This is a genomic window from Ruegeria sp. AF7 (genome assembly GCF_056541885.1).
On record NZ_JBQFYX010000001.1, the window covers coordinates 950,852 to 975,783 of the forward strand.

Genomic DNA, 24,932 nt, shown 5'->3' on the forward strand with positions numbered 1-24,932 from the left:
GTCCTTAGAAATTCACAATCGTCTGAATGACGATGGCATTGGCGATATCCACAAAAAAGGCGGATACAAGGGGCAGCACGATAAAGGCAATAGGCGACGGACCATATCGCTTGGTTACGGCTGTCATATTTGCAATTGCGGTGGGGGTTGCGCCCAGAGCGAAGCCACCGAACCCGGCGGCCAGAACCGCGGCACGGTAGTTCGAGCCCATGACGGGGAATAGAACCCAAAGCACGAAGATAACCGCAAACAGGGTCTGGGCGGTCATGATCACCGCAATGGCAAGCCCGAGTTCAGCAATAGTCCACAACTGCAAGCTCATGAGCGACATGGCCAGAAAGGCCCCCAGCGCAAATTCAGAGATTAGCGCCAAGGATGGGGTCCGTGACACCTTGGGCGCGCCCGGAAAAACGGCCGTGCGCAGATTGGCGATGACGATACCCATGATCAGGCAGGGCACGAACAGCGGCAGTTTCAGCCCGGCGGCGGCAATTGATTCATTCAGTGCATATCCCAAGATGATCGCCAGGTTCAGGTGCAGCAGGACGCGCATGACGGTCAGATGATCGATGCTTGTGGTGTGCCCGTCATGCTCATCCGGCAATCCGACGCTGGGTTCTTCGTCAGGGCGGTCAGGCGTCAGGCCGCGCCGCTCGACCAGCAGGCGCGCAATTGGGCCGCCAACCAGCGCGGCAAGCACCAATCCAAGGGTGGCGACGGCCACACCCAGTTCGGTCGCACCGTCTAACCCCGTTGCCTGCGCCACGTCCGGCGCCCATGCGATTGCCGTACCGTGCCCACCGATCAGGGCGGCCGATCCGAACAACACACCGGCCTGTGCGGGATAGTCGAAGATCGCCGCCCCAGCCGCGCCAATCACATTCTGAAAGACAATCGTCGCCAGAGTGAGAATCAAAAGCAAGATTAACGGCTTACCGCCCGCGATGAGGTCAGACAGACGGGCGTTCAGGCCGATCCCGGCAAAAAACAGGACCAGCAGGAAATCGCGGGCTGTCAAGCCAAAGGACAGTTCGATCCCGAAGACCAGATAGAGCGTCAGAACCACCAGCGAGGCCAGCAGGCCCCCTGTTACGGGTTCGGGGATGTTGAAATTGCGCAGGGTTGTCACACGTGCGTTGATCTCGGCCCCGATCAGATAGACCGCAAACCCCAGAGTGGCCGTCAGGAAATCGGGGATTTCTATGACATGGCCCACGGTCTGCTCCTTCAGTTTTCCGGGCGCGGCGGACATTCCTCGCCCACGACGGTACCGTCATAGGCTTTTTCACCGCAATTGTTCAACGCATGCCAGACATAGCCCTTGCCATCCGCGGTGATCGCCACAATCCGGTCGACACCGAAATGGATGTTCTTCACCCCCATGAACGCCCGCGCCTGCCCGGATTCAAGCGCTTCCGCCAAAGACACCGCATCGTAGCACTCAAACCATCCCGGTGCGGTCAGGGGTTCGGAGTTTTCGACAGGCACGTATCCAGCCATCTGGTCCGGCGACAATTCGGTTTCGAAACAGGCGCGATACCGGATCGGCGAACTGTCCGCGTCGATAGCCTGAAACCCGGTATAGGCGATGGGTTCCGGCACACCGTTCGCATCCGTCATCAGGGCAACGTCCTGCCCCGGTTGCGGTTCGACCTCATAATAATAGCCGTAGACCTGTAGATAATACATGCCGACGCCTGCCACGATGGCCGACAGCAGCAGAAGAATTGCCAGCAGTTTTCCCGTCATCTTTCAGGCCGCCTCTTTCAAGTTCTTGTAAAATAGGACAGGTTTCATCGGGGAACAGGCAGAAACGAGGTCTACACGATGGAATCCACCCTTGCCGTCGGATTTTTCGGCGCATTGTTTGCGATCATGAACCCGGTCACCAACCTGCCGGTGTTTCTGAGCGTCACTCAGGACCTGTCTGCCGCCGAACAGCGCAAGATTGCGGTCAAAACCGTGATCTACTGCCTGATCCTTGGCGGTGCCTTTGCCCTGGTCGGCAGTCAGGCGCTTGGCCTTTTTGGCATCAGCGTCAATCATCTGCGCGTCGCCGGTGGTCTGGTTGTCATGATGATCGGTCTGAACATGCTGAACGGACACGAAAGCACCTCTCATCACGGGACGAAGGGGGAAAAGGACGCTTACCCCGAAGCCGACACCGTCGCCTTTTATCCGCTGGCCTTTCCCATTCTGGTCGGCCCCGGTACCATCACCACGCTGATCCTGTATGCACACCAGATCAAGAAGCCTATAGAAGCCTTTGTTTATGCAGGCGTATTCCTTGCCGTTGTTGGCCTGCTTCTGATCACGTTCTGGAACGCGGCCTGGCTGGCCCAACGCCTGTCCGACACCGCGCGCGTGATCATGAGCCGCTTTATGGGGATGATTCTGGCGGCTATCGCCGTCAGCATGATCGCGGACGGCCTGAAAGCCCTGTTGCCGGGACTGGCCTGATCGCCTCATCCGGCGCTGAACCCGGCCGCCTCGGTCTGCACAAAGGCATCCGCGCATTGCTTGGCCAGCGCCCGCACGCGCCCGATATAGGCCTGCCGTTCGGTGACCGAGATCACGCCCCGCGCATCCAGCAGGTTGAAGATGTGTGACGCCTTGATGCATTGGTCATAGGCCGGATGCGCCATGATGATGCGCTTGCCGGTTTTCGGATCGTCATGCGCCTGCGCCAGGATCGTGGCGCATTCAGCCTCGGCCTCTTCGAAATGGCGCAGCAGAACCTCGGTATTGGCGACGTCAAAGTTCCAGCGGGCGTATTCCTCTTCGGTCTGTTTGAAGATGTCGCCATAGGTCAAAGCGCTGGGGGATTGCGGATCGTTGAACGGCATGTCCATCACGTGGTCGATGCCCAGCACATACATGGCCAGACGCTCGAGCCCATAGGTCAGCTCGCCCGAGACAGGCGCGCAGTCATGGCCGCCGACCTGCTGGAAGTAGGTGAACTGGCTGACTTCCATTCCGTCACACCAAACCTCCCAGCCAAGCCCCCACGCGCCGAGTGTCGGGCTTTCCCAGTCGTCTTCGACAAAGCGGATGTCGTGCAGATCCATGTCGATGCCGATAGCCTGAAGGCTGCCCAGATACAGATCCTGCAAATCCGGCGGGCTGGGTTTGATCAGCACCTGATACTGGTAGTAATGCTGGAGCCGGTTGGGGTTTTCGCCATAGCGCCCGTCCGTGGGGCGGCGCGACGGCTGAACATAGGCTGCGGCCCATGCCTTGGACCCCAGCGCCCGCAAGGTGGTTGCGGGATGGAACGTTCCTGCCCCGACCTCCATGTCATAGGGTTGCAGAATCGCGCAGCCTTTCGAGGCCCAGTAGGACTGAAGCCTGAGGATGATTTCCTGAAATGAACGCGGTGCGCTGGTCGGTTCGGTCATGACATTCCCTCTGGGCGCCCCTGCGCCCGGTTCCGGTCGGTTTGGCCCTTCCTATGCAAGGGGCCGAGGGGCGTCAACGGGGCTTTGGGCTGCGGCTGTATCTGCGCGGCCACACCACAAATTCCCCGCATTCACAGCATGGTATTTGGCAAATGAAATCGCGTATTCTGCCCCTCAGTACAAACACCGCATAACACGGGCAGACTATGACACGCGTATTTTCAGCAATTCTTTTGTTTCTTCTGGTCGGCCTGCGCGCCGCGACCGCTCAACAAGACCCCGGCGTCTGGGTTCAGGTCGAGGCGCAGCCGTCGCTGCGCGAAGCGCAGGACCGGGCGCAAGCCTATGCCAGCACCCTGCCCGACGTGAACGGGTTTCGGCTGAACAGTGGCTGGTATGCCATCGTGATCGGCCCTTATGCACGCGGGGATGCCGAGCAGGTATTGCGTGTATACCGGGCCGAGGGGCAGATCCCGCGTGACAGCTTTGTCGCGTTTTCAAGCGCGTTGGGGCAACAGTTCTGGCCTGTCGGCGAAAACGCGGTAAACCGCGACGTCGTAAGCGCGCCGACGGAACCGGCAGCACAGGCGGAAGAATCCGTGGCGGTTACGACCCCGCAGGTTTCGGATGAAACCCGCGCACAAGCGCTGCAATCCGAGCGCCTTTTGACCGCGCAGGAACGGAGAGACTTGCAAACGGCCCTGCAAGCGGCGGGTTTCTATAATTCGACCATTGATGGCGCTTTCGGTCAGGGAACCCGCCGGTCGATGGGCGATTGGCAGCGGTTCAACGGGTATGAGGCGACGGGAGTTCTGACCACGGCTCAGCGCAAGGCCCTGATGGATGAATACAACGCGCCGCTAATCTCGGCCGGGATGGACCGGTATTCAGATGACGCGGCCGGAATTGCGCTGGACATGCCGTTGGGTACAGTCAGCTTTGACCGCTATGAAGCTCCGTTCGTACATTTCAAAAGCGCCTCGGATCTGAACACCCAGGCCCTTTTGATCAGTCAGGAGGGTGACAAGAACACGCTGCGCGCCCTTTACCAGGTGATGCAGTCGCTTGAAATTGTTCCGCTGAACGGCCCGCGTGAGCTGGGCCGCGACCAGTTTACCCTTGAAGGGCGCGGCAATGGGATCGTTTCATTCACGCAGGCGCGGTTGGCCGATGGAATGATCAAGGGCTTTACGCTGGTCTGGCCCGAAGGGGACGAGGCGCGCCGCCTGCGTGTTCTGGCTGCGATGGCGACCAGCCTGAGCACAACGGACGCGGTTCTGGATGCCGCCGCCGGTGCGGATGCGGAACAGCGCATCGATCTGGTCTCGGGTCTTCAGATCCGCAAGCCGCGGCTGTCGCGGTCGGGCTTTTTCGCTGGTGCGGACGGCACGGTTCTGACGGTGTCCGAAGCCGCCGAAAGCTGCACCCGGATCACTCTGGAAGGGGATCAGGAGGTTCAGCTGGCGCTGACGGACCCGGAGCTTGGTGTTTCGGTTCTGCGTCCTGCAAAAGCTCTTGCCCCTATGAGTGTGGCTGCTTTCAGCACCACCCAACCGCGCATCCAGTCCGAAGTGGCCGTATCCGGCTTTTCCTACCAGGGGGCTTTGGGCGCACCGACGCTGACCTACGGCCAAATCGCGGATATCCGTGGCCTGAACGGCGAGACGGGTGTCAAACGGCTGGCGCTGAACGCACAGCCCGGCGATGCGGGCGGGCCGGTCTTCAACGACAGCGGCAACGTGGTTGGCATGCTGCTGCCCACACCGTCCGAGGGGCGCACCCTGCCCGCGTCAGTCAGCCTTGCGGCAACGGTCGAGCGGTTGACAGAAATCCTGACGAAAGCCGGTGTTTCCGGTCAGTCGAGCGAGGAAACCACCCGGATTTCCCCCAACGAGCTGAACCGGCGCGCGACCGGAATGACGGTTCTGGTGCACTGCTGGGACTGAGCCCGCGCAGATATTGAAACCAGACATTGAAACACCAAAGCGCCGCATGAACTTGCGGCGCTTCTTTTTTTTACAGAATGTCCGGGGTCATGTGGATCAAGGTCGGGACAGGTGCATCGAAAGCCGCGCGAACTGCGCTCTGCATCTCAGCCAGAGATGAAGGGGCTGAGGCGCGCGCGCCAAAAGCCTCGGCCAGTTTGCAGAAATCCGGGTTATGCGCCACCACCGCATTTGGCGCGATCTGGCTGCGGACCATGCTGTCTTCGATTTCTTTCAGCTTGCCATTGTCCCACAGGATGATCGGCAGCGACAAACCCAGTTCGACCGCAACACCCAGTTCCTGCATCGTATAGTGGAACCCGTAATCCCCGGCGATAACCGCCGTTGGTTTGCCGCGCCGCGCCACCGCGCCGCCAATTCCGGCCGGCAAACCATAGCCCAGCGTTCCGAACCCGGTGGGATGGTGCCAGTGATGCGGATAGGCCATGTCCCACACCTCTTTCGCGACATAGGCGAATTGGGTCATGTCGGAATAGATCATGGTATCAGCGGGCATCGCCGCGCGCAGCGCATCGGCCACTGCTACAATTCCGGGCCGTTCGGCATCCACCTCGGCCCGCCACCGGGCACGGGTTTCGGAAATTTCGTCGGGCGACCAGCCGGTTGCCGGTTTCAGGTTTTCGGTCGCCTGCCACAAGGCGCGGGCAAAGCTTTCGCTGTCGGTTTGCAGTTTGATCGCGGCGCGATGGTGGTCGGACAGGACTTCGGGATCAAGGTCAACCCGGATCAATGTTGCCGAATGCCCAAGGTCGCTGCGCCACAGATCGACCTCGCCCAGTTCGGCGCCGACCGCGATGACCAGATCCGCTGAGGCGATAACCTCGGCGCTGCCGGGGCGCGGCAGGGATGCGCCGAAATCCAGCGGATAGTTTGCGCCTGGCAGTCCGCGCCCTGCGTATGAGGTAAAGCAGGCAGCCCCAAGCTGTGTCAGAATCTGCCGCCAGTCGCTGGACTTGCAACCGCCCCCCAGAATGAACAGCGGCCTGTGCGCAAGGTTCAGCATCGAGACAACAGGCGATACGTCAGGCGGCAACGCTTTGGTGCGCAACGCGGGCTGGCTGGGGAAAGGTGCCGGATCAGCCTCGGCCTGCAACTGCGCGATTGGCACCTGAATGTGCTTGGGGCGCGGGCGCGACAGCTCGAATTCTTCAAAGGCGCGTTCGACCAGCGCATAGGCGGCCTCGGCCGTGTTGGCCTGTGCCGACCAGTCGGCAACGGTTCCGGCCGCAAGGCGCTGGTCCTTCATCTGGTGCAACTGGCCGCGCAAGGCCTGTGTTTCATCAAGGCAGGACGACACCACCAGCATCGGCACCGAGTCGCTGTAGGCTTGTCCGATCGGCGTCATGATGTTGCACAGGCCGGGCCCGGTGATCACATAGGCAACCCCCGGCTTGCCGGTTGCGCGGGCATACCCATCGGCCATGAACCCCGCCCCCTGTTCGTGACGGGCCAGAACATGTTGGATGCCAGCCTCTTCGATGCCGCGGTACAATTCCTGATTGTGAACGCCGGGTATGCCGAAAATCACGTCCACGCCACGATCCTTGAGCATATGCGAAATCTGCGCGCCAAGGGGTCTTTTCATCAGCCTCTCCAGAATTGAACGGTGAAGATCGCGTAAACGGCCAACAGCTCGAGCCGCCCGACCAGCATCCCGATTGTCAGCAACCATTTGGCCGTGTCGTTGAGATTTGCGAAATTACCCGCTGGTCCGATCTGATCGCCCAGACCGGGACCGACATTGGCCAGCGCGGTCGCCGCCCCGGAAACGGCTGTGATGAAGTCCAGGCCGGTCAGCGCCAGCGCCCAGGACAGCACGCCCATCGACAGGACGAAGAACATGAAAAAGCTCATCACCGAGGTCAGAACGCCCTGCCCCACGGGCCGCCCATCATAGAGCGGCACGAACACGCCATGCGGAGACCTGATCCGTTTGATCTGACTTTTGATCGAGGCGAATAGCAGCTGGTAGCGGAATATCTTGATCGAGCATGCGGTCGAACCCGCGCAGCCGCCAATCAGGCCGATCAGGAAGAACATCATGATCGGAAAGCTGCCCCAACCCATGTAATCGACACTGGCATAGCCGGTGCCCGAGATGATCGAGGTGATGTTGAACAGAGATTCCCGAAACGCCTGTTCCCAGTGATGCGGAAAGACCGATGTCAGGAAAATCGACATGATGATGACCAGAACCAGAATGGTCGCCAGAAACGCGCGAATTTGACTGTCTTTCCACAAGGACGCTGTATGGCCGTTTGCCAGCTGGACATAGCGCACAAAAGGAAGCGCCGCCAATATCATGAACACCGACGCCGCATATTCGGCGGGGCCCGAAAAGGTTCCGAACGAGGCGTCATAGTTCGAGAACCCACCGGTCGAAAGCGTTGTCAACGCATGTACCAGCGCATCGAAAAAGTTCATTCCCAGACCGGCGTAAACCAGCGCGCAAACCAGTGTCAGGAAAACATAGATGAGCGAAATCTGACCCGCGATCTCTTGCGCGCGAGGCAGGATTTTACCCATTGTTTCAAAGCCTTCCGAGCGGAAGATCTGCATGCCGCCGACACGCAGTTCGGGCAGGAACACCATGGCGACAACGATGATCCCGATACCCCCCAGCCATTGCAGGATACCACGCCACAGCAATAGCCCCTGCGGCAGGGTATCCAACCCGGAAATCACCGTTGAACCTGTTGTTGTCAGGCCGGACATCGCCTCGAAATACGCGTCGACAAAGCGCAGCTCGGTTTCACCGAACAGAAACGGAATTGCCCCAAACAGGGGCAGCGCCGCCCAAACACCGGTTGTCAACAGGAAGGTCTGGCGGATGGTCAGCCCTTCGCCCACACCGTTCGAGCAGCTCATCGCCAGAACGGTCCCGGTCAGCGTTGTGATAATGGCGCTTTCCAGAAATACCGGCCATTCGCCGCGCCCCTCGATCAGGTCCGCGAGCATAGGCAGCAGCATGGTCGCCCCAAGAATGGCGACCAGCAAGCCAATCACATATCCGACCGGGCGAAGATCCATCATGACGCGCAGGGTTGGCGTGCCAACCCGACCGTGTCAAGCAGATGATCCCGGTTTACCCGTCAGTTTTTGACATCTGTTCCGGGCATCACAGGCGGTTTTGACGGGGGGCGTGATTTTCGCGCCTGCGGTTTGCGCGGTTCCGTCGCCGGGGCTGGTTTCGCCTGCACCTTGGCCGGGGCAGGATCGGCCTGTGTCGGCTTGACCTGCGCTGCCTGAACAGGCGGCGGTGTCGCAGGGGCGGGATTGGGTGTTACGGGTGGCACGGTTGCGGTCGCAGGTGTCGCCGAGGATTCAACAGGCTTCACTGCTTTTTCATCACTAACTGCTGGTGTCGGTTTGGCTGCCGCCGGGGGTGCTGCCTTGGGCCGCGGACTGGCTGAAAACTCAACCGATTTGGCCGTCGGCTTGGCCGGCGCAGGTTTGCGGGCCAGCTTTTTCTTGGCCGTTGACGATTTCGCCGGTACGCGTTTCGTGCGCGTCGCGGCGGGTTTGGGTTTGGCCGCCGGTTTTTCCGCCGGAGCTTTCACCACTGGACCCGGTGCTGATGCTGCCAGGTGCAGGGCATGGAGCGGCACCATCGGCAGTTCAAGTGCCGAACGGGTCATGATCTGTGCGATCTTGATCTGGTTGACGATCGCATAGCCAGCCATGCGTATAGCCGCGGCCTGAAGCTCCAGCGGTTGGGTAATCGGATTCATTCCATAGATCTCCTGTGAAAACGATGCAGCCCGGAGAGAGAGGGTAAAGCGCCCTGCCCGCTCGGGTGGTCCGGGCGGAGGTTGGGGTCTTGCAGTCCAAGGCGTCTCACGTCTCGGCTTCCTTTCGGGGTGACACACCATTGAGCGCGCCGGTGTGCCGAAGCTGCATTCCCCGTCAGGATACAGGAGTTTTTCGCGCAAGTGCAGCATTTTTGCTGCGCTGCGGCGAATGAGCGCCGATCAGGAAAATCTCTGATTAAATTCTAGCCACTTACCCGAGGCGTTCAGCCAATGTGAAACAGGGTCGTGAACAGTTTCGGGTCAAGGCTGGACGCGGCGAAGGTTGGGCCCTCGGTCAGAATCGACACGGCGTCATGGCTGTGCAGGCTTTCCTGATGGCTTGCGACAACGCGAAAATCACCGACGTGATGATCTGCCAGCAACTCGGCACAAAACAGGCGCGCGGCATCTTCGACGAAGATCGGATTGGCTGCGTTCAATTCGGCAAAAGCCTGTTCATCTTCGCGCTTCACCATCACCTGCGTTTCCGTCGGAACCGCACGGCGGCACAGCGCAATCAGGTCTTCAAACCACAGGCAATCCGCATCACAGTCCACGACAACCGAGATCCGTGCGACGGAGCGCTGCGAATGCGGCGTCGCCAGCTGACCGCGCATCGACCGGGCATGTTCGCTGAGTTCCAGCGAACAGGGGCAGGTCGAGGAATAGACATAGTCAAGGTGCATGATCTTCTGACGCACACCGTTCTGTTCGACCAGTTCCAGCGCGATATCGTAATACTGATACCCCTCAAGGCCCGAGCGCAGGCTTTTGATCCTGTCCGGGTAGGAAAAGCGCATCTGGATACGGGCGTCAAAGCTGTCCAGATCGGACATGTAATCGTCCAGGGCGGATTCCATGACCTCAAAGCTGAAGGTCCGTTCCGCATGTTTGTAGAAAGACCGCATGATCCGGGACATGTTGATGCCCTTTTTCTCGGCCTCAAGGCTGACGGTACCGGTGATCGAGGTTTCCAGCGTTAGGTCTTCGCCCTCTTTCCGGTGGAACCGGATCGGCAGGCGGAAGTTCGAAATACCCACATGTTGGATCTGCTGTTTGGCCCCACGGATCAGGCTGGACGGGCCGTTCTGCAAATCCGGCAAGGATGCGCGGTACGCCGCATCGACGGTAAAGTCATCGGGGTAAGCGCGCGAAAAAGGCGGATAGTTGCCCGCTGCCAAACCGGGCAGCAGCCGGGCCACAGCCGGGTCAAGCTGGTTTATCTCGGCTTCCGAAGCAGATTTGGCCCATTGCCGCAGAACGTTCAAAGCTTCGGCAGCCTTGTCCCGATCCGGTTTTTCATCAATGTCACGCGGGTGAACGTTCATCAGCGGCGGTTCCTTGGTTGGTCGTCGGACTATATATGACTGATGGTCTAATACCAGTCTAACCCGATACGTCGGCAATAGCAGCCCGGATTGAAAAATCCGGCGCAAAACCGTCATCTCGCAACAGTTAGCGCCTTTTGAAGGTGGGAACAGCGGGCGGCACGCCTGGCTGCCGCCCGAAACAAAGTGGCCGCTTAGGCACGCAGCCTGCCCCCAAGTACAAAAAGGACGCGGGGGGCTTTGGTTTATTTCTGCGAGGCTTCCAGCGCTTGCCGAAGGTCGGCCAGCAAGTCACCGGCATCCTCAAGCCCGACGGAAAAGCGGATCAGACCCGGTGTAATGCCCAGTTGGTCCTTCTGCGCGTCGCTGAGACGCTGGTGCGTTGTTGTCGCCGGGTGCGTCGCGATGGATTTGGCATCGCCCAGATTGTTCGAAATCACCGGGATGGTCATCGCGTTCAGGAAGGCAAACGCCGCATCCTTGCCGCCCTTGATGTCCAGCGATAGCACAGTCCCGCCCTTGCCGCCCAACTGGGTCTGAACCAGTGCGTTCTGGGCGTGGGTTTTCAAACCGGGGTAAAGCGTCCGTTCCAATGCCGGGTGCCCTTCCAGCGCCTCGGCAATCTTTTGCGCGCTTTCGGCCTGTGCATTGACCCGCAGCGCCATCGTCTCAAGGCCCTTGAGCATGATCCACGCATTGAACGGGCTCAGCGCGCCACCGGTATGCTTGAGATAGGGTTCAACTGTTCCGCGGATGAAGTCCTTGGTTCCGATGATGACACCGCCCAGCGCACGGCCCTGCCCGTCGATATGCTTGGTCGCTGAGTAGACGACCACATCCGCACCCTGCTGGATCGCGCGCGAGAACACCGGGGTCGAGAACACGTTGTCCACCACGACAACGGCTCCGACCGCATGGGCCAGATCGGCCACAGAAGCGATATCGATCACCTCTAGCGTGGGGTTCGACATGGATTCAAAGAAAACGGCCTTGGTGTCCGGGCGGATCGCAGCCTTCCACTGCTCCAGATCGGTGCCGTCCACAAAGGTCACCTCCACGCCATAGCGGCTCAGGATGTTTTCAAGGATATAGAGGCACGAACCGAACAGCGCCTTGGCCGAAACAACATGGTCCCCGGCTTTCAGCATCGAGGTCAGCGCGCCGTTGACGGCAGCCATACCCGAGGCCGTCGCAAAGGCATCTTCGCCGCCTTCCAGCGCCGCGATGCGTTGCTCGAACATGGACACGGTCGGGTTGCCGTAACGGGCATAGATGAACTCGTCGGGGCCACATTCCAGAAACCGGGCCTCGGCCTGTTCCGCGCTTTCGTAGACGAAACCCTGCGTCAGGAAAATCGCCTCGCTCACCTCGTTATACTGGCTGCGACGGATGCCGCCATGGACGGCTTGGGTGCGTTTGTTCCAGTTCTCGCTCATCTCAATCCTTTCAGCCTCGGGTGGAGGCAAACAAAAAACCCCAGACGCGGCCAAGCGAAAGGGGTCTTTCATCCTGACCTTTTAGCGGTGTTGTTTAGCGTGGCCCGCAATCCGGTAACAAATCGCCACGTAGCTTCAGGATCGCAATACGCCTCGGGCGGTTCGCGGTCAAGCCCGGCCTGCGCTTTGGTCACGCTTTCGTAAGCGGTACTTGCCGAACCGGCAGAAACCCGCATGATCCCCGTCAACATCAGGAGAATGCATGGCTGACCCGATTGATCTGTATTTCTGGCCGACACCGAATGGCTGGAAAGTTTCCATCGCCCTGGAGGAGATGGAGCTGCCCTACACCACCCATCTGATCAATATCGGCAAGGGTGACCAGTTCGATCCCGCATTCCTGAAGATCGCGCCCAACAACCGGATGCCCGCCATTGTCGATCCCGACGGACCGGACGGCGCGGCTGTTTCGGTTTTCGAAAGCGGCGCGATCCTGATGTATTTGGCCCGCAAGACCGGGCGGTTCTATGGCACGACCGAACGCGACCGGATCGCGGTCGAGGAATGGTTGATGTGGCAGATGGGCGGCGTTGGTCCGATGGCCGGTCAGGCGCATCACTTCCTGAAATACGCCCCGCAACTGGACCCGCCGCAGGACCTGCCCTATGCCAAGGACCGCTACCGCGCCGAGGTCGCGCGGCTTTACGGCGTACTGGACCGGCGGCTGGCCGAAAACGAGTATGTCGCGGGCGATTTCTATTCCATCGCCGACATGTCGATCTGGGGCTGGGCCAGCCTGTGGGAAGGCCAGCAGCAGGTGCTGGAGGACAAACCGCACTTTGCCCGCTGGCTGGAGACCGTCAGCGCCCGCCCAGCCGTTCAGGCCGGACGCGCGCTGTATGCCGAGTTGCGAGGGGATCATCGGGACAAACAGGCACAGAGCGTTTTGTTCAAGCAGTAGGTTTGTTCCATGGCCGGTTTGCGGCCAATCTTACGTGTGCTGCGTGATGCGCGAATATCCGCCTTTGCTATTGTATAGGTTTGGCAAATCATTACATGAGCGACGGAAATCCTTCAGAAAGACCCACTCAAGATGTACGCGGCGTTATTTGTCGTATTTGGCCTTGTTGGCTTAGTGATCGGTGGCGAATTGGTGGTGCGCGGATCGGTTTCTGCTGCCAAGTCGTTCGGTATATCACCGATGGTCATCGGACTGACACTGGTCGGCTTCGGAACGTCAACACCGGAATTGGTTACAAGCTTGCAAGCCGCGCTTTCCGGTTCTTCAGGCATTTCGATTGGGAATGTTGTCGGCAGCAACATTGGAAACGTTCTTCTGATACTCGGCATCGCAGCACTCATCGCGCCTATCGCCGTGAATCCGAGAGCACTCCGCCGGGATGGTACGGCGGTTGTGATAGTAACTCTCGTTTGTTTAAGCGTAGTTCTATACGGCGAAATCAGCCGGTTGATCGGCGCAGGGCTTGTCGTCACGTTGGCGGCCTATCTGGGCTTCACGCTGTGGTCTGAGTATAGGTCCGAAGGCACGCCAGCCGCAGCTGTCTACGAGAACGAAGCAGAAGCCGTAGTCGGCCCAGAAACATCGCTTGCCGTGTCGTTGCTGATCACCGTTGCAGGGCTGGCGATTACGATATTTGGGGCAAAGTTCTTGGTGACAGGTGCCGTGTCTCTTGCTGAGACAGCGGGGCTTTCGGAGACGGTAATCGGGCTGACGATTGTTGCAATCGGAACCTCAATGCCGGAGCTCGTCACTTCAATCATCGCAGTTCGGAAAGGTGAGGGAGATGTCGCACTCGGGAACGTCTTGGGCAGTAACATCTTCAACATCTTGGGTATCCTTGGCGTAACCGTTCTGGTGCAACCTATGGTCATCCCTGGCGAGATTATTCGTCTCGATATCTGGGTTCTGTGTGCCTCAACGCTTGTCCTTATCGGGTTTGCCCGAAGCGGCTGGTCAATCAGTCGGCGCGAGGGCGGGCTCTTTGTGCTTGCTTACATTGTCTATCTTGGTGTGCTTCTGGTTCGGTAAACGTTCACTCGGATAGCCTGGCTGTTTAGTGAAACCGACCGTTACAGCGGTGCAGGTATGGCCCGCTTTGTCCCCGTACCAGGTTACTCCGCCCCGCGCCAACACGAACAGCGCCCCCGGCGGCGGATCCTTGGCGCGGGGCGACCTGTCAGCGAAACTGGAATTCAGGTTCCGCGGGGAAAGACATGGAAATTCCTGTCCAGTGCCCATTGCGCAGCCTTGCAACGTTCCGCCCGTCAACACGCATCCGGGTCGTCAGGACAAATGCGGCCTGCCCTTTGCGCGCCCCGGCTTTCTGGGCTGCGCCGTCAGAACGCTCGGCCCTGTCGAACAGCATCCCATCGGGTTTTGCCGACCGCCGGGACCGAAAGTTCGGAACCAAATGCGGCTTTCGATCCGTTTCGTCAGACGAGCGCGACGCCTCAATCCGCTTGAGTTGCTGCAACTCCGACCGAAGCTTTTTTGCAGTCTCAACCTGCCTGCGTTCAAAGGAATAAGCGCTTAACGCCTCATCAATCATTCGGGCGGTGTGAACATACCCCGCAGAACGTGTGAGTTCCGAGAGCTCTGCCAGACGGTCGGAAATCCGGCTTTCGTCCCGTGAGACGGTTTTTTCGAGCGATCCTTGGTGTGTTGCGTTGGGCATCCGAACTGACTCTGAAAAGACGTTGAGTGATGCGCAATCCGGCCCGAGCTTTGACGCAAGCCGATGCGCAAAGATGCGTGTCACTACGCGCCCGGCTCCAAAGAGTCGACCATCCCGCGTTCAAGTGGCGGAAAAGCGCCTTAAACACACATTTGAGGCAAAGAAAACATATCGCCCCGCTCTCCAGGCGCGGGTTTGTGGCACTGTGACGAACAATGTTGGATTGATCCGCACGACAGACCTAACCCTGCCCCTGCACCAGCAGGTCCAGCATGTCCGAGATATCCTCGATCTCTTCCGCGATCACATGGGTCACCGAATGCGCCCGCTGCATCCGACCCGTCACCTTCAGCAACCGCCCCGAGATCACCGCACGGCGGAAGCGTTCGTAGATTTTGCGCCAGACCACCACGTTGACGATCCCGGTCTCATCCTCAAGCGTCAGAAAGATCACGCCCTTGGCCGTCCCCGGCCGCTGCCGCAGGATCACCAGCCCGGCCACGGCCACACGCGCCCCTTCGGGCGGGGCCTCCAGCTGGGCGGAGGGCAGACAGGACGGCGGTCGCGGCCAGTCCCGGTTTGAAACCGCGCGGTGAAAAGGGGCAATAAGCATAGGAACAAAAATAGAACAAAATACAGGAAAGTCCAGACACGGCGTAAGGAGTCGCAAATGAGGCTGGAAACACCTAACTCCCTTCACTAAGGAAGGTTTCGAACATCGCAAAAGGAAGACGCACGCAATGGCAAAGATCACCTATGTCGAGCATGGCGGTACCGAGCACACTGTCGAGGTCGCCAACGGACTGACCGTCATGGAAGGGGCCCGTGACAACAACATTCCCGGCATCGAGGCCGATTGCGGCGGTGCTTGCGCCTGCTCGACCTGCCATGTCTATGTCCACCCCGACTGGGTCGAGAAGATCCCGGCCAAGGACGACATGGAAGAGGACATGCTGGATTTCGCCTATGAGCCCGACCCGGCCCGCTCGCGCCTGACCTGTCAGATCAAGGTGACCGACGCGCTGGACGGCCTGATTGTCCAGATGCCTGAAAAGCAGATCTGATGCCCAACAAAGCGCCGCGTCAGCCCGCCCGCCTGTGGCAATGTCGGGTGCGCAGCGCTTTGCTCCCTTTTGGCCTGTGGTGCGCGCTGCCAATCGCCGTCGCGGCGGATACCATCACCGACGCCCGCTTCACGGAACCAACCACGCGATACGCGCATGGTGTTTTGGGCGACAATATCGAATACGGCGCGCTGGAACTTGTGGTCGATGATACAGTCGTAACGGTTCGTCTGCCACAGGACCGTGTATTCGAAGACCTCGCGCCGCGTCTGGCAGACATCGACAGGGACGGCGCGGTTGAAGCAGTTGTCGTCGAAACGCAGGACACAACAGGCGCTCAGCTTGCGATCTACAACGCCGCTGGCGAAAAAATAGCGGCCACTCCTCATATCGGCGCACGTTTCCGCTGGCTCGCCCCGGTCGGTGCTGCTGATCTGGATGGTGACGGCAATATCGAGATCGCCTATATCGACCGCCCCCACCTGGCCAAAACCCTGCGCATATGGCGCTTCAAAGATAGCGGACTGACCGAAATCGCCGCTCTGCCCGGCCTGACCAACCACAAGATCGGTGAGGATTTCATTTCCGGCGGCCTGAGGAGCTGTGGCGACCATCCCGAAATGATCCTCGCCAGCGCCGACTGGTCGCGGATCATCCGTGTTTCCTATCAGGATGGCTGGCATCTGACGGACCTGGGCCCGCTCAAACAGCGCGACAATCTCACATCAGCCCTGAATTGCTGATCCGCCTCTTCATCTGGCCAAAAAGATCCTGGAGGGTGAGTGGTTGAAAAGAAATCGTCCAGCGGACGATTTCGACCGCGAATCCGCGCAGCGCCGGGAGGCCGCGCAGCGCCGGGAGGCCGCAAGGCCGAGGGGGCAAAGCCCCCTGCCCGATCATCCCTCCAAAGCGCGCCAGCCGATATCGCTGCGATAGAACCCTTCGGGCCAATCCACGGCATCAACCATCTGGTACGCCCGGTCGCGCGCCTCTCGCAGCGTTTTTCCGCGCGCGGTCACGTTCAGAACGCGCCCGCCGACGGCCTGCACCTGCCCCGCAGCCTCGCTTGTGCCCGCATGAAACACCATGTTGCTGCTGTCCTCGGGCAAGCCGTCCAATCCTTTGATGACCGTGCCCTTCTCGTAGGTTCCCGGATAACCTTTGGCCGCCATCACGACCGTCATCGCGTGATCATCGGCCCAGTTGACCCGCATTTCGCCCAGCCGCCCTTCGGCGGTGGCATGCAACAGGTCCATCGCCTGCGCGCCCAGACGCATCATCAGGACCTGACATTCCGGATCCCCGAAACGGACGTTATATTCCACAAGGCGCGGCTGGCCGTCCTTGATCATCAGCCCCGCATAAAGAATTCCCTGAAACGGTGTGCCCCGGCGCTTCATCTCGGCGATGGTGGGGCGCACGATCTCTTCCATTGCACGCGCTTCAACTTCCGCGCTCAGAACCGGCGCCGGAGAATAGGCACCCATCCCCCCGGTGTTCAGGCCGGTATCCCCTTCGCCCACCCGCTTGTGGTCTTGGGCCGTGCCGATGGACAGGATGTCTTGGCCGTCGCACAGAACAAACAAAGACGCCTCTTCGCCGTCCATAAACTCTTCGATCACGACCTCGGCCCCGGCCCCGCCAAAAGCACCGCCGAACATGTCGTCAATGGCGTCAAGCGCCGTGTCTTCGTCCATGGCCACGATCACGCCCTTGCCGGCGGCCAGACCATCGGCCTTAACCACGATGGGCGCGCCCTGTTCGCGGATATAGGCCTTGGCGGGCTCGGGCGCGGTGAACCGCGCATAAGCGGCGGTGGGCGCGTGTGCCGCGTCGCAGATTTCCTTGGTAAAGCTTTTCGAGGCTTCCAGCCGGGCCGCTTCGGCAGACGGTCCGAAAACCAGCACCCCGGCTTCGAGCAGGCGATCCGCCACTCCGGCGGCCAAGGGGGCCTCGGGACCGACAATCACGAAATCAATCGCGTTTTCCTCGGCAAAGCTGACAACGGCCCCGCCGTTTTCGATATCCAGAGCGGCACACTCCGCGATCTGAGCGATCCCGGCATTGCCCGGCGCCACGATCAGACGGTCGCATTTTGGGTTTTGCATCACTGCCCAGGCCAGGCTGTGTTCGCGCCCGCCGCTGCCGAGAATAAGGATGTTCATGGGGTCGTCTCCGATCTGCTTGGCCTCGCCTGCGCGGCGTTCTAAGCTGGGTGAGCAATTGAAACAAGGCGCTGAAATGTCCGACCTGCTTGATGACCCGATTCCGGGCCAAAACACACCTGAATACACGGTTTCCGAGGTCTCGGGCGAGGTGAAGCGCACGCTGGAAGGCGCGTTCGGGCGAATCCGTGTGCGCGGCGAAGTTGGCCGCGTGTTCAAGGCCCGGTCCGGGCACCTGTACTACGACATCAAGGACGACCGGAACGTTTTGGCCTGCACGACATGGAAAGGTCAGGTTTCCAGCCTCTCGGTCGTGCCAGAGGAAGGGCTGGAGGTAGTCGTCACCGGTCGCCTGACCGCTTTTGGCGCGCAATCCAAATACAACCTGAATGTCGATGAAGTTGCGGTCGCTGGTCAGGGCGCGCTTATGGCTTTGCTGGAAAAGCGCAAGAAACAGCTTGAGGCCGAAGGTTTGTTTGCGCCCGAGCGTAAGAAGCCCCTGCCGTATCTTCCGCAGATCATCGGCGTTGTGACATCGCCTTCGGGCGCGGTGATCCGTGACATTCTGCACCGGCTTCGGGACAGGTTCCCGCGCAAGGTTCTGATCTGGCCCGTGGCCGTGCAGGGCGCAAACTGCGCCCCCGAGGTTTCCCGTGCCATCGAAGGGTTCAACCAGTTGACACCCGGTGGCGCGCTGCCCCGTCCTGACCTGATCATCGTGGCCCGTGGCGGTGGGTCGATCGAAGATCTTTGGGGCTTCAACGAAGAGAGTGTCGCGCGCGCCGCCGCCGCATCGGACATACCGCTGATTTCGGCCGTTGGGCATGAAACCGACACGACCCTGATCGATTTCGTCTCGGACCGCCGCGCGCCTACACCCACAGCTGCGGCAGAGCTGGCCGTGCCGGTCCGCATCGAACTGCTGGCCTGGACCGGCGAGCAAGGCGCCCGCTTGTCGCGCGCGGCAACGGACGCGGTGCAGCGCCGTTCGCAAAGGCTGCGCGATTTGTCCCGCGCCCTGCCGCGCCCGGACAGCCTGTTGAACTCCCCCCGGCAACGCCTTGATTTGATTGCAGATCGCCTGACCCCGGCTTTGACGCGAGGAGTGCAAAACCGCCGCCTGCAAGTTGTGGAACTGTCAGCCCATCTGCGCCCGTCAACTCTGCGCGGTCTGGTCTCGGCCCGGAAGGAATCACTGCGCAACCTGTCGTCGCGCCTGTCCCTGCGCCCAATTCAACGCGAGATCGGCCAGCACGCGCAAAACCTTGCCCGGCTTGGTGACCGGATGAACGCGGCGCAGACCACGCGGCTGGATCGTCTGAAACATCAGCTTGAGGCCACAGACCGCCTGCGCGAAACGCTCAGCTACAAGGCGACGCTGGAACGCGGATATGCCGTGGTTCGCGCAGATGGGAATGTCATCACGACCAAGGCCGAGGCCGCAAAACACACGGTGCTGGACATCGAATTCGCCGATGGCATTCTTGGCACCGGGACAGCCGCAAAGCAGACCAACCGGAAATCCAAACCGGATACACCAGATCAAGGATCGTTGTTCTAAGCCATGCTGACAATCTGGGGCCGCAAAACGTCATCGAATGTTCAGGCCCTGATGTGGTGCGTCGGAGAGATGGATCTGCGCTTTCACCGCCACGATGCAGGGCACAGATTCGGCGGGCTGGACACCGATGCCTTTCGCAAGCTGAACCCGAACGGCACCATCCCAGTGCTACAGGATGGCAATCACCCACCGCTGTGGGAAACCGGCGCAATCCTGCGCTACCTGGCGAATGCCTATGGCGGGAATGCGTTCTGGCCACGCGACCCGGTCCAACGGGCTGAAATCGACAAATGGGCGGAATGGGCCAAGATCAACGTTGCGATGGATTTCACGGTGCCCGTGTTCTGGCAGGTTGTCCGGACCGCCCCGGCAGAGCAGGACCAAAACGCGATTGAGCAGGCCGTTGCCGCGCTGGATAGCAAACTGGTACTTGCCGATACCCGGCTGTCAGAAAACACCTACCTGTGCGGGCCCGATCTGACGCTGGCCGATATTCAGCTGGGACATATCCTTTATCGCTATTACGACATCGCGATATCCCGCGCGGTCCTGCCCAACCTGCGGCGCTATTACGATAAGCTGACAGAAAGACCTGCATATCAGCAGCATGTCATGCTCAGCTATGATGAGCTTCGGGTAACCTAGTCAGACACCGACGTCGGGGCCATAACACACCATTTCTTCCCCGATATCTTCCGCCTCGTACAGTTCGGTCGCCTGCGGGTCGCCTTCAAACTGCGCGACAAGGCCACCGCCGGATCGCGTAAAGACCCAGCATTGCGGATCAAACCGGTCTTCGTAGATGAAACAAATCTGCTCTTCCTGCTGATACCATACACCTTCCTTGCAATCGCCATCCAGAAATGACCAGATCACGCGGCGGTTGGGCAAATAGCGTTCGACCCCGTAAACATGCCCTTCGAAACCGTAAAACAGGGTCTTGCCCTGCGTATAGGTGTCGAATTCGGGGCCGGACAAAGGGGTCTGGGCCGCAGCGGGCGGTGCGGCAAAGCAGGCGAGAATCATCAGCGCTCGGAACATACGCCCATTGTGTCAGATGCGATCCCGCTATGCCATTCACCCTTTGGCCAGGGCTTGGGGAAACACGCTTAACTCAACGTAAGCGCTTGATTATATGCCGCGCTCGGGATGAAGGTATTCGAAAACCGCGGTGAGGTGACATGACAACCTTTCTCTTCTGGATCGCCCTTGGCTGCGCATTGGGATACCTGCCCCTGACGGCCCGACCAGCCAGTTCCTTGCGCACTGTGCTGAAAACCTCCTCGGTCGCCGCGCTGGCAGTCATTGCGGTTCTGCAGGGCAGCCCATGGATGCTCGCCGTTGCACTTGCCCTGTGCGCAACCGGGGACGCGCTGTTGTCGCGTGAAACGGATGCCACGTTCATGGCCGGCATTGCCGCATTTGCCGCCGGGCATCTGGCCTATATCGCCCTGTTCCTGTCGCATCCTGCCAGTTCCGCCAGCCTGATCTGGGATGCCCCCGCGATCGTGTGGTCTCTGATCATTCTGGGCATTGTCATGGCCACCTTGCTTGCCCCTCGGGCCGGAGATCTGAAAGGCCCTGTTCTGGCCTATATACCGATCATCCTTGGCATGGGGATCACCGTGCTGGCGCTGCCCCAGACAGGTGCCCTGCGATGGGCGTTCCCGGCTGCAATCGCCTTCATCGCGTCTGATCTGATCCTTGCTACGGAAAAGTTCCTGCTGCCTGCGAACCACCCCGCCCACAAGCTGACGCCCTATCTGATCTGGCCGCTCTACTGGGGCGCGCAATTTGGTTTCGTCTTCGCTTTTGCGTGACCCTTTGCAACTGCCGCAAATCCGCATTAGGTGAAAGGAACACCTGCGGAGACCAAATATGGCGTTTTTCTCAAAGCTAAAGGACAAGCTGTTCAAATCCTCATCCCGCCTCGAACAGGGGCTGGACGCCATCGTCGAGGATGGTGGCGAGGAAACCGCCGCACCCGACCCTGTCCTCCCCGAACCTGAGCCCGAGCCGCAACCGGTCCCGGAAATTCCGGCCCCTGAACCGGCGCAGGAACCGGCTGAACAACCTGCCCCCGCCCCGGCGGACCCCAAGCCCATTGCCCCACCGCCGGAATTTCCCGAATCCAAAGGCATCCTGAACCGTCTGTTCAGCCGCGGCGGCGCCGCCACTGAAATGCGCCGCACGCTGGATGACGACATGCTCGAGCAACTCGAAGAGCTGCTGATCGCTTCTGACATGGGCGTCGACACCGCCCTGCGTGTCACCTCGAACATGGCCGAGGGGCGCTTTGGGCGCAAACTCTCGACCCGGGAAATCAAACAGTTGCTGGCGCAGGAAGTGGCCCGCGTGATGGAGCCCGTGGCCAGGCCCCTGCCGATCTATCCCAAACGTCCGCAAGTGGTGCTGGTCGTCGGCGTCAACGGCTCGGGCAAGACCACGACCATCGGCAAACTGGCCAGCCAGTTCAAGCAGGCTGGCAAAAAAGTCGTCATCGCCGCCGGTGACACCTTTCGCGCGGCGGCCGTTGAACAGCTGCAAGTCTGGGGCGACCGAGCCGGGGTTCCGGTTCTGACCGCGCCCGAGGGCTCGGACCCCGCCAGCCTCGCCTTTGACGCGCTGACCCGGGCACAGGCCGAAGGCGCGGATCTGCTGATGATCGATACCGCCGGACGCCTGCAAAACCGCACCGACCTGATGGAGGAACTGGCCAAGATCGTCCGCGTCATCCGCAAGGTTGACGATACCGCGCCGCACAACACCTTGCTGGTCCTCGACGCCACCACAGGCCAGAACGCGCTGAGCCAGGTGGAAACCTTTCGCAAGCTGGCCGATGTCTCGGGCCTGATCATGACCAAGCTGGACGGAACCGCCAAGGGCGGCGTGCTGGTCGCTCTGGCCGACAAGTTCGGCCTGCCGATCCACGCTATCGGTGTGGGAGAGCAAATCGATGACCTTGCCCCCTTCGACCCCGAAGAATTCGCCGCCGCCCTGACCGGGCTCGACAAGGGCTGATCCGCCTCTTCATCTGGCCCTAAATACCCTCGGGGGTGTGGGGGCAGGCAGCCCCCACCCCTCTCCGCCCTACAAAAGGTCTGCGTATTTGAGCGACTGGCTGATCTCACTTGAAGGCACCGAAGCCGGTCACCAACTGGCGCTGGCACTGGCGTTGACGGCTGCCTTCCTGCACGCCGCGTTCGGGGCGCTGCAGAAAGGCCGCCATGATCCATGGCTGTCCCGTGGCGCCATTGACGCCAGCTATGGCCTGATGGCCGCCCCGTTTGCCTTTTTCGTGGTGCCCTGGCCTGAACCTCATATGTGGCCGATCTTCGCCCTCGCCTGGCTGATCCACATTGCCTACAAGACGCTGCAAGCCGCAGCGTACACCAAAGGGTCCTACACTGTCGTCTATCCCGTGGTGCGTGGTACGGGTCCGCTGTTCACTGTCATCGGTGCCTATCTTCTGTTCGGCGAAACATTCTCGGCCGTTCAATGGCTGGGCGTCGCAACCCTGCTGGCCGGGATATTTGGGTTGGCCGCCTACAACTTCAGGTTCCTGGAAACCAACAGGGATACGCTGGGCATCGCGTTGACACTGGCGATCATCACGGGCCTGTTTGTCGCCCTCTACACCACCTATGACGCCTATGGCATTCGCGCCACCGCCGACCCGTTCACATTTCTGGCCTGGTTCTTCATGATCGACGGCGCGGCCATGCCGATCTATGCCTTCCTCAGATGGCGCGCGATGACGCATCGCCCTGCGCCCGGCCCGCTGATGTTGCGGGGGCTGGCCGGCGGGATCATCGCGCCTTTGTCCTTCGGTTCGATCATGCTGGCCACACGACTGGACAAAGTCGGCGAAGCCGCCGTGCTGCGCGAAACCTCAACCGTCTTTGCGGCGCTGATCGGCTGGCTTGTCCTGAAGGAAACCGTTGGCCCAAGGCGCATTGCATTGATGGCATTGATTGCACTCGGCGCCGTAATAGTTGAAATGGGCGGGTAAGCAGCAGGACATACCGATGACAGGCAAAAAAGACATCAACCCATTTCTGAAACAGGCGTTGGAGCTTGGCCCGCCGCTGGCCTTCTTCTTCATCTACCTGCGCTTGCGTGATGACAGCTTTCTGATCGGTGGCACCGAATATTCCGGCTTTATCATCGCGACGATTATCTTCGTCCCCCTGATGCTGGGGGCAATGGGTATCCTGTGGTACCTCACCGGCCAACTGAGCCGGATGCAGATTTTCACGGCCTTCATGGTCATTTTCTTCGGCGGCCTGACCGCATGGTTCAATGACGAGCGGTTCTTCAAGATGAAAACCACGCTTGTCTATGGCCTGTTCGCCCTGATCCTTGGCATCGGGTTGCTGCAAAAGAAATCTTATCTGGCCTACGTATTGGATGAAATGCTGCCTATGAAGCACGAAGGCTGGATGATTCTGACACGCCGCCTTTGCGCCTGTTTCGCTGTTCTGGCCGCGGCAAACGAGTTTGTCTGGCGCACCATGTCGACCGACCTTTGGGTCAAGATCGAAACCTTCGGATTTCCCATTGCGCTGATGGCCTTCCTGATGCTGCAATTCAGCATCCTGCAACGCTATATGGACGACCCGGAACAGAAATAGCTGTTCTGACGTCGCCATACCTGCAAAATCAAACAAAATTCTTGGCTTAGCCGCCGAGCTATGGGAAGTTGTGTCACCACCCACACTCACACCTTGCCCAAGATCGGTGTATACATGACGGCCTTTCCCACCAGCGGCTTCCTTTCCGAAGCCTCCGACGGGCTTAGAGAGATGCTTTCGGCGCAAGCGACCGACATCTCGCTGGCTCAAGGAGAAACCCTTTTCGAACAAGGCGATGAAGGGGATTCGCTTTATGCCATTCTGGAAGGCACGCTTGAAGTGTCCTTTCTGGCGATGAGCGGCCGGAAACTGACATTGACGCTGATGCGCCCAGGTGAAGTTTTTGGCGAGATTGCGCTGTTTGACAACGGCCCGCGCACGGCGACTATTGCGGCGGCCGAGCCATCGCGCGTCCTGCGTGTGCGTCGCAATGACGTCATGAACCAGATCAGAAAACAGCCTGACCTTGCCGTGGATCTGATCCGGTTGGCCGGGCTGCGGATGCGATGGATGGGGTTGCAGCTGAACGAGCAGGTCTTTTTGCCCATGCCCATTCGACTGGCCCGAAAGCTGCTGCATCTGTCGGAATTGCAGGACGACCCAACGCAGCGCATCACCCTGTCGCAGAGCGAACTTGCCGAATTTGTCGGGGCTACGCGCGAGGCCGTTTCCAAGACAATCTCGATCTGGAAACGCGACAATATTGTCGAATCCTCGCGCGGCGGATTGCTGATTCAGGATTTCGACGCATTGCGGGAACTGGCCGATTCCGAACTTATCTGAACCAGTGTGATCTGGTTCACATACGAGAGGGTTCGTGTTGACCTAAGGTGAAGTTGTTACCGTAGGAGGT

25 protein-coding genes and 1 riboswitch are annotated in these 24,932 nt (G+C 60.0%); of the genes, 13 read left to right on the forward strand and 12 right to left on the reverse strand.

The features are described from left to right. Window positions 1–4: 4 nt before the first annotated feature. Together gltS and ACR0AP_RS04735 are read right to left on the reverse strand one after the other, a co-directional pair. Window positions 5–1,252: a sodium/glutamate symporter gene (gltS, locus tag ACR0AP_RS04730; protein ID WP_480505630.1), complete on the reverse strand. Its 1,248-nt coding sequence runs from the start codon at window positions 1,250–1,252 to the stop codon at window positions 5–7. Then, window positions 1,228–1,749, reverse strand: coding sequence for a DUF6446 family protein (locus tag ACR0AP_RS04735; RefSeq protein ID WP_480505632.1), 522 nt, complete (start codon window positions 1,747–1,749; stop codon window positions 1,228–1,230). Before ACR0AP_RS04735 ends, gltS begins: the two co-directional genes overlap by 25 nt. A 78-nt stretch (window positions 1,750–1,827) precedes the next feature. Between ACR0AP_RS04735 and ACR0AP_RS04740 the strand changes: the two genes are divergently transcribed. Beyond that, window positions 1,828–2,460: a MarC family protein gene (locus ACR0AP_RS04740; RefSeq protein ID WP_480505633.1), complete on the forward strand. Its 633-nt coding sequence runs from the start codon at window positions 1,828–1,830 to the stop codon at window positions 2,458–2,460. Between the two features lie 5 nt (window positions 2,461–2,465). Here ACR0AP_RS04740 and ACR0AP_RS04745 read toward each other — a convergent pair whose 3' ends face one another. After that, entirely contained in the window at window positions 2,466–3,398 is a 933-nt protein-coding gene (locus ACR0AP_RS04745; protein ID WP_480505635.1) for a glycine--tRNA ligase subunit alpha, read from the reverse strand. 206 nt (window positions 3,399–3,604) lie between these two features. On the opposite strand from ACR0AP_RS04745, the gene ACR0AP_RS04750 reads away from it, so the two are divergent. Next, window positions 3,605–5,344 (forward strand): serine protease, encoded by a 1,740-nt coding sequence (locus ACR0AP_RS04750; RefSeq protein WP_480505636.1) that lies wholly within the window; start codon window positions 3,605–3,607, stop codon window positions 5,342–5,344. 70 nt (window positions 5,345–5,414) lie between these two features. On the opposite strand, the gene ACR0AP_RS04755 is transcribed toward ACR0AP_RS04750, so the two are convergent. The 5 genes from ACR0AP_RS04755 to metZ form a co-directional block, all read right to left on the reverse strand. Further along, window positions 5,415–6,989, reverse strand: a complete 1,575-nt coding sequence (locus ACR0AP_RS04755; protein ID WP_480505637.1) for a thiamine pyrophosphate-binding protein — start codon at window positions 6,987–6,989, stop codon at window positions 5,415–5,417. Next, window positions 6,989–8,437 carry a TrkH family potassium uptake protein gene (locus tag ACR0AP_RS04760; protein WP_480486008.1) on the reverse strand — a complete coding sequence of 483 codons (1,449 nt, stop codon included), beginning with the start codon at window positions 8,435–8,437 and terminating at the stop codon, window positions 6,989–6,991. The genes ACR0AP_RS04755 and ACR0AP_RS04760 overlap by 1 nt, the downstream gene beginning before the upstream one ends. A 59-nt stretch (window positions 8,438–8,496) precedes the next feature. Continuing rightward, a complete protein-coding gene (locus tag ACR0AP_RS04765) occupies window positions 8,497–9,135 on the reverse strand; it encodes a hypothetical protein (protein ID WP_480505638.1) in 639 nt (212 codons plus the stop codon). A gap of 284 nt (window positions 9,136–9,419) precedes the next feature. Continuing rightward, window positions 9,420–10,523, reverse strand: coding sequence for a GTP cyclohydrolase FolE2 (gene folE2 / locus ACR0AP_RS04770; protein WP_480505639.1), 1,104 nt, complete (start codon window positions 10,521–10,523; stop codon window positions 9,420–9,422). Window positions 10,524–10,768: 245 nt separating this feature from the next. Further along, window positions 10,769–11,959 carry an O-succinylhomoserine sulfhydrylase gene (gene metZ / locus ACR0AP_RS04775; RefSeq protein WP_480505640.1) on the reverse strand — a complete coding sequence of 397 codons (1,191 nt, stop codon included), beginning with the start codon at window positions 11,957–11,959 and terminating at the stop codon, window positions 10,769–10,771. Between the two features lie 61 nt (window positions 11,960–12,020). Further along, window positions 12,021–12,098, reverse strand: a riboswitch (SAM riboswitch). Between the two features lie 123 nt (window positions 12,099–12,221). On the opposite strand from metZ, the gene ACR0AP_RS04780 reads away from it, so the two are divergent. Together ACR0AP_RS04780 and ACR0AP_RS04785 are read left to right on the forward strand one after the other, a co-directional pair. After that, the gene (locus ACR0AP_RS04780; protein WP_480505641.1) at window positions 12,222–12,920 is read left to right on the forward strand and encodes a glutathione S-transferase N-terminal domain-containing protein; all 699 of its coding nucleotides are present in this window, start codon (window positions 12,222–12,224) and stop codon (window positions 12,918–12,920) included. Between the two features lie 132 nt (window positions 12,921–13,052). Continuing rightward, the gene (locus ACR0AP_RS04785; protein WP_209595860.1) at window positions 13,053–14,009 is read left to right on the forward strand and encodes a calcium/sodium antiporter; all 957 of its coding nucleotides are present in this window, start codon (window positions 13,053–13,055) and stop codon (window positions 14,007–14,009) included. Window positions 14,010–14,157: 148 nt separating this feature from the next. Here the strand turns inward: ACR0AP_RS04785 and ACR0AP_RS04790 are convergent, their stop codons facing one another. Beyond that, on the reverse strand, window positions 14,158–14,655 hold the full coding sequence (locus ACR0AP_RS04790; protein ID WP_480505642.1) for a hypothetical protein: 498 nt from the start codon (window positions 14,653–14,655) through the stop codon (window positions 14,158–14,160). 241 nt (window positions 14,656–14,896) lie between these two features. Next, complete coding sequence (locus tag ACR0AP_RS04795) at window positions 14,897–15,268, reverse strand: OB-fold nucleic acid binding domain-containing protein (protein WP_480505643.1); 372 nt, start codon at window positions 15,266–15,268, stop codon at window positions 14,897–14,899. Between the two features lie 127 nt (window positions 15,269–15,395). Here ACR0AP_RS04795 and ACR0AP_RS04800 point away from each other — a divergent pair, with 127 nt between their 5' ends. Further along, complete coding sequence (locus tag ACR0AP_RS04800; RefSeq protein ID WP_209504265.1) at window positions 15,396–15,719, forward strand: 2Fe-2S iron-sulfur cluster-binding protein; 324 nt, start codon at window positions 15,396–15,398, stop codon at window positions 15,717–15,719. After that, window positions 15,719–16,462 (forward strand): FG-GAP repeat domain-containing protein, encoded by a 744-nt coding sequence (locus ACR0AP_RS04805; RefSeq protein WP_480505644.1) that lies wholly within the window; start codon window positions 15,719–15,721, stop codon window positions 16,460–16,462. Before ACR0AP_RS04800 ends, ACR0AP_RS04805 begins: the two co-directional genes overlap by 1 nt. A 153-nt stretch (window positions 16,463–16,615) precedes the next feature. Here ACR0AP_RS04805 and purD read toward each other — a convergent pair whose 3' ends face one another. Further along, window positions 16,616–17,884 carry a phosphoribosylamine--glycine ligase gene (purD, locus tag ACR0AP_RS04810; protein WP_480505645.1) on the reverse strand — a complete coding sequence of 423 codons (1,269 nt, stop codon included), beginning with the start codon at window positions 17,882–17,884 and terminating at the stop codon, window positions 16,616–16,618. A 76-nt stretch (window positions 17,885–17,960) separates the two neighbouring features. Between purD and xseA the strand changes: the two genes are divergently transcribed. Then, window positions 17,961–19,445, forward strand: a complete 1,485-nt coding sequence (gene xseA / locus ACR0AP_RS04815) for an exodeoxyribonuclease VII large subunit (RefSeq protein ID WP_480505646.1) — start codon at window positions 17,961–17,963, stop codon at window positions 19,443–19,445. A 3-nt stretch (window positions 19,446–19,448) separates the two neighbouring features. Next, window positions 19,449–20,090: a glutathione S-transferase family protein gene (locus ACR0AP_RS04820; RefSeq protein ID WP_480505647.1), complete on the forward strand. Its 642-nt coding sequence runs from the start codon at window positions 19,449–19,451 to the stop codon at window positions 20,088–20,090. On the opposite strand, the gene ACR0AP_RS04825 is transcribed toward ACR0AP_RS04820, so the two are convergent. Then, a complete protein-coding gene (locus ACR0AP_RS04825) occupies window positions 20,091–20,471 on the reverse strand; it encodes a hypothetical protein (RefSeq protein WP_480505649.1) in 381 nt (126 codons plus the stop codon). A gap of 155 nt (window positions 20,472–20,626) precedes the next feature. On the opposite strand from ACR0AP_RS04825, the gene ACR0AP_RS04830 reads away from it, so the two are divergent. From ACR0AP_RS04830 to ACR0AP_RS04850, 5 genes are all read left to right on the forward strand, one after another. Further along, window positions 20,627–21,265, forward strand: a complete 639-nt coding sequence (locus ACR0AP_RS04830; RefSeq protein ID WP_480505651.1) for a lysoplasmalogenase family protein — start codon at window positions 20,627–20,629, stop codon at window positions 21,263–21,265. A gap of 58 nt (window positions 21,266–21,323) precedes the next feature. Beyond that, window positions 21,324–22,466, forward strand: a complete 1,143-nt coding sequence (gene ftsY / locus ACR0AP_RS04835) for a signal recognition particle-docking protein FtsY (protein WP_480505652.1) — start codon at window positions 21,324–21,326, stop codon at window positions 22,464–22,466. 88 nt (window positions 22,467–22,554) lie between these two features. After that, the gene (locus tag ACR0AP_RS04840) at window positions 22,555–23,457 is read left to right on the forward strand and encodes an EamA family transporter (RefSeq protein ID WP_480486033.1); all 903 of its coding nucleotides are present in this window, start codon (window positions 22,555–22,557) and stop codon (window positions 23,455–23,457) included. A 16-nt stretch (window positions 23,458–23,473) separates the two neighbouring features. Beyond that, window positions 23,474–24,079, forward strand: coding sequence for an inner membrane-spanning protein YciB (locus ACR0AP_RS04845; protein WP_209595853.1), 606 nt, complete (start codon window positions 23,474–23,476; stop codon window positions 24,077–24,079). A gap of 114 nt (window positions 24,080–24,193) precedes the next feature. Continuing rightward, the gene (locus tag ACR0AP_RS04850; RefSeq protein WP_480481510.1) at window positions 24,194–24,862 is read left to right on the forward strand and encodes a Crp/Fnr family transcriptional regulator; all 669 of its coding nucleotides are present in this window, start codon (window positions 24,194–24,196) and stop codon (window positions 24,860–24,862) included. Window positions 24,863–24,932 lie beyond the last annotated feature (70 nt).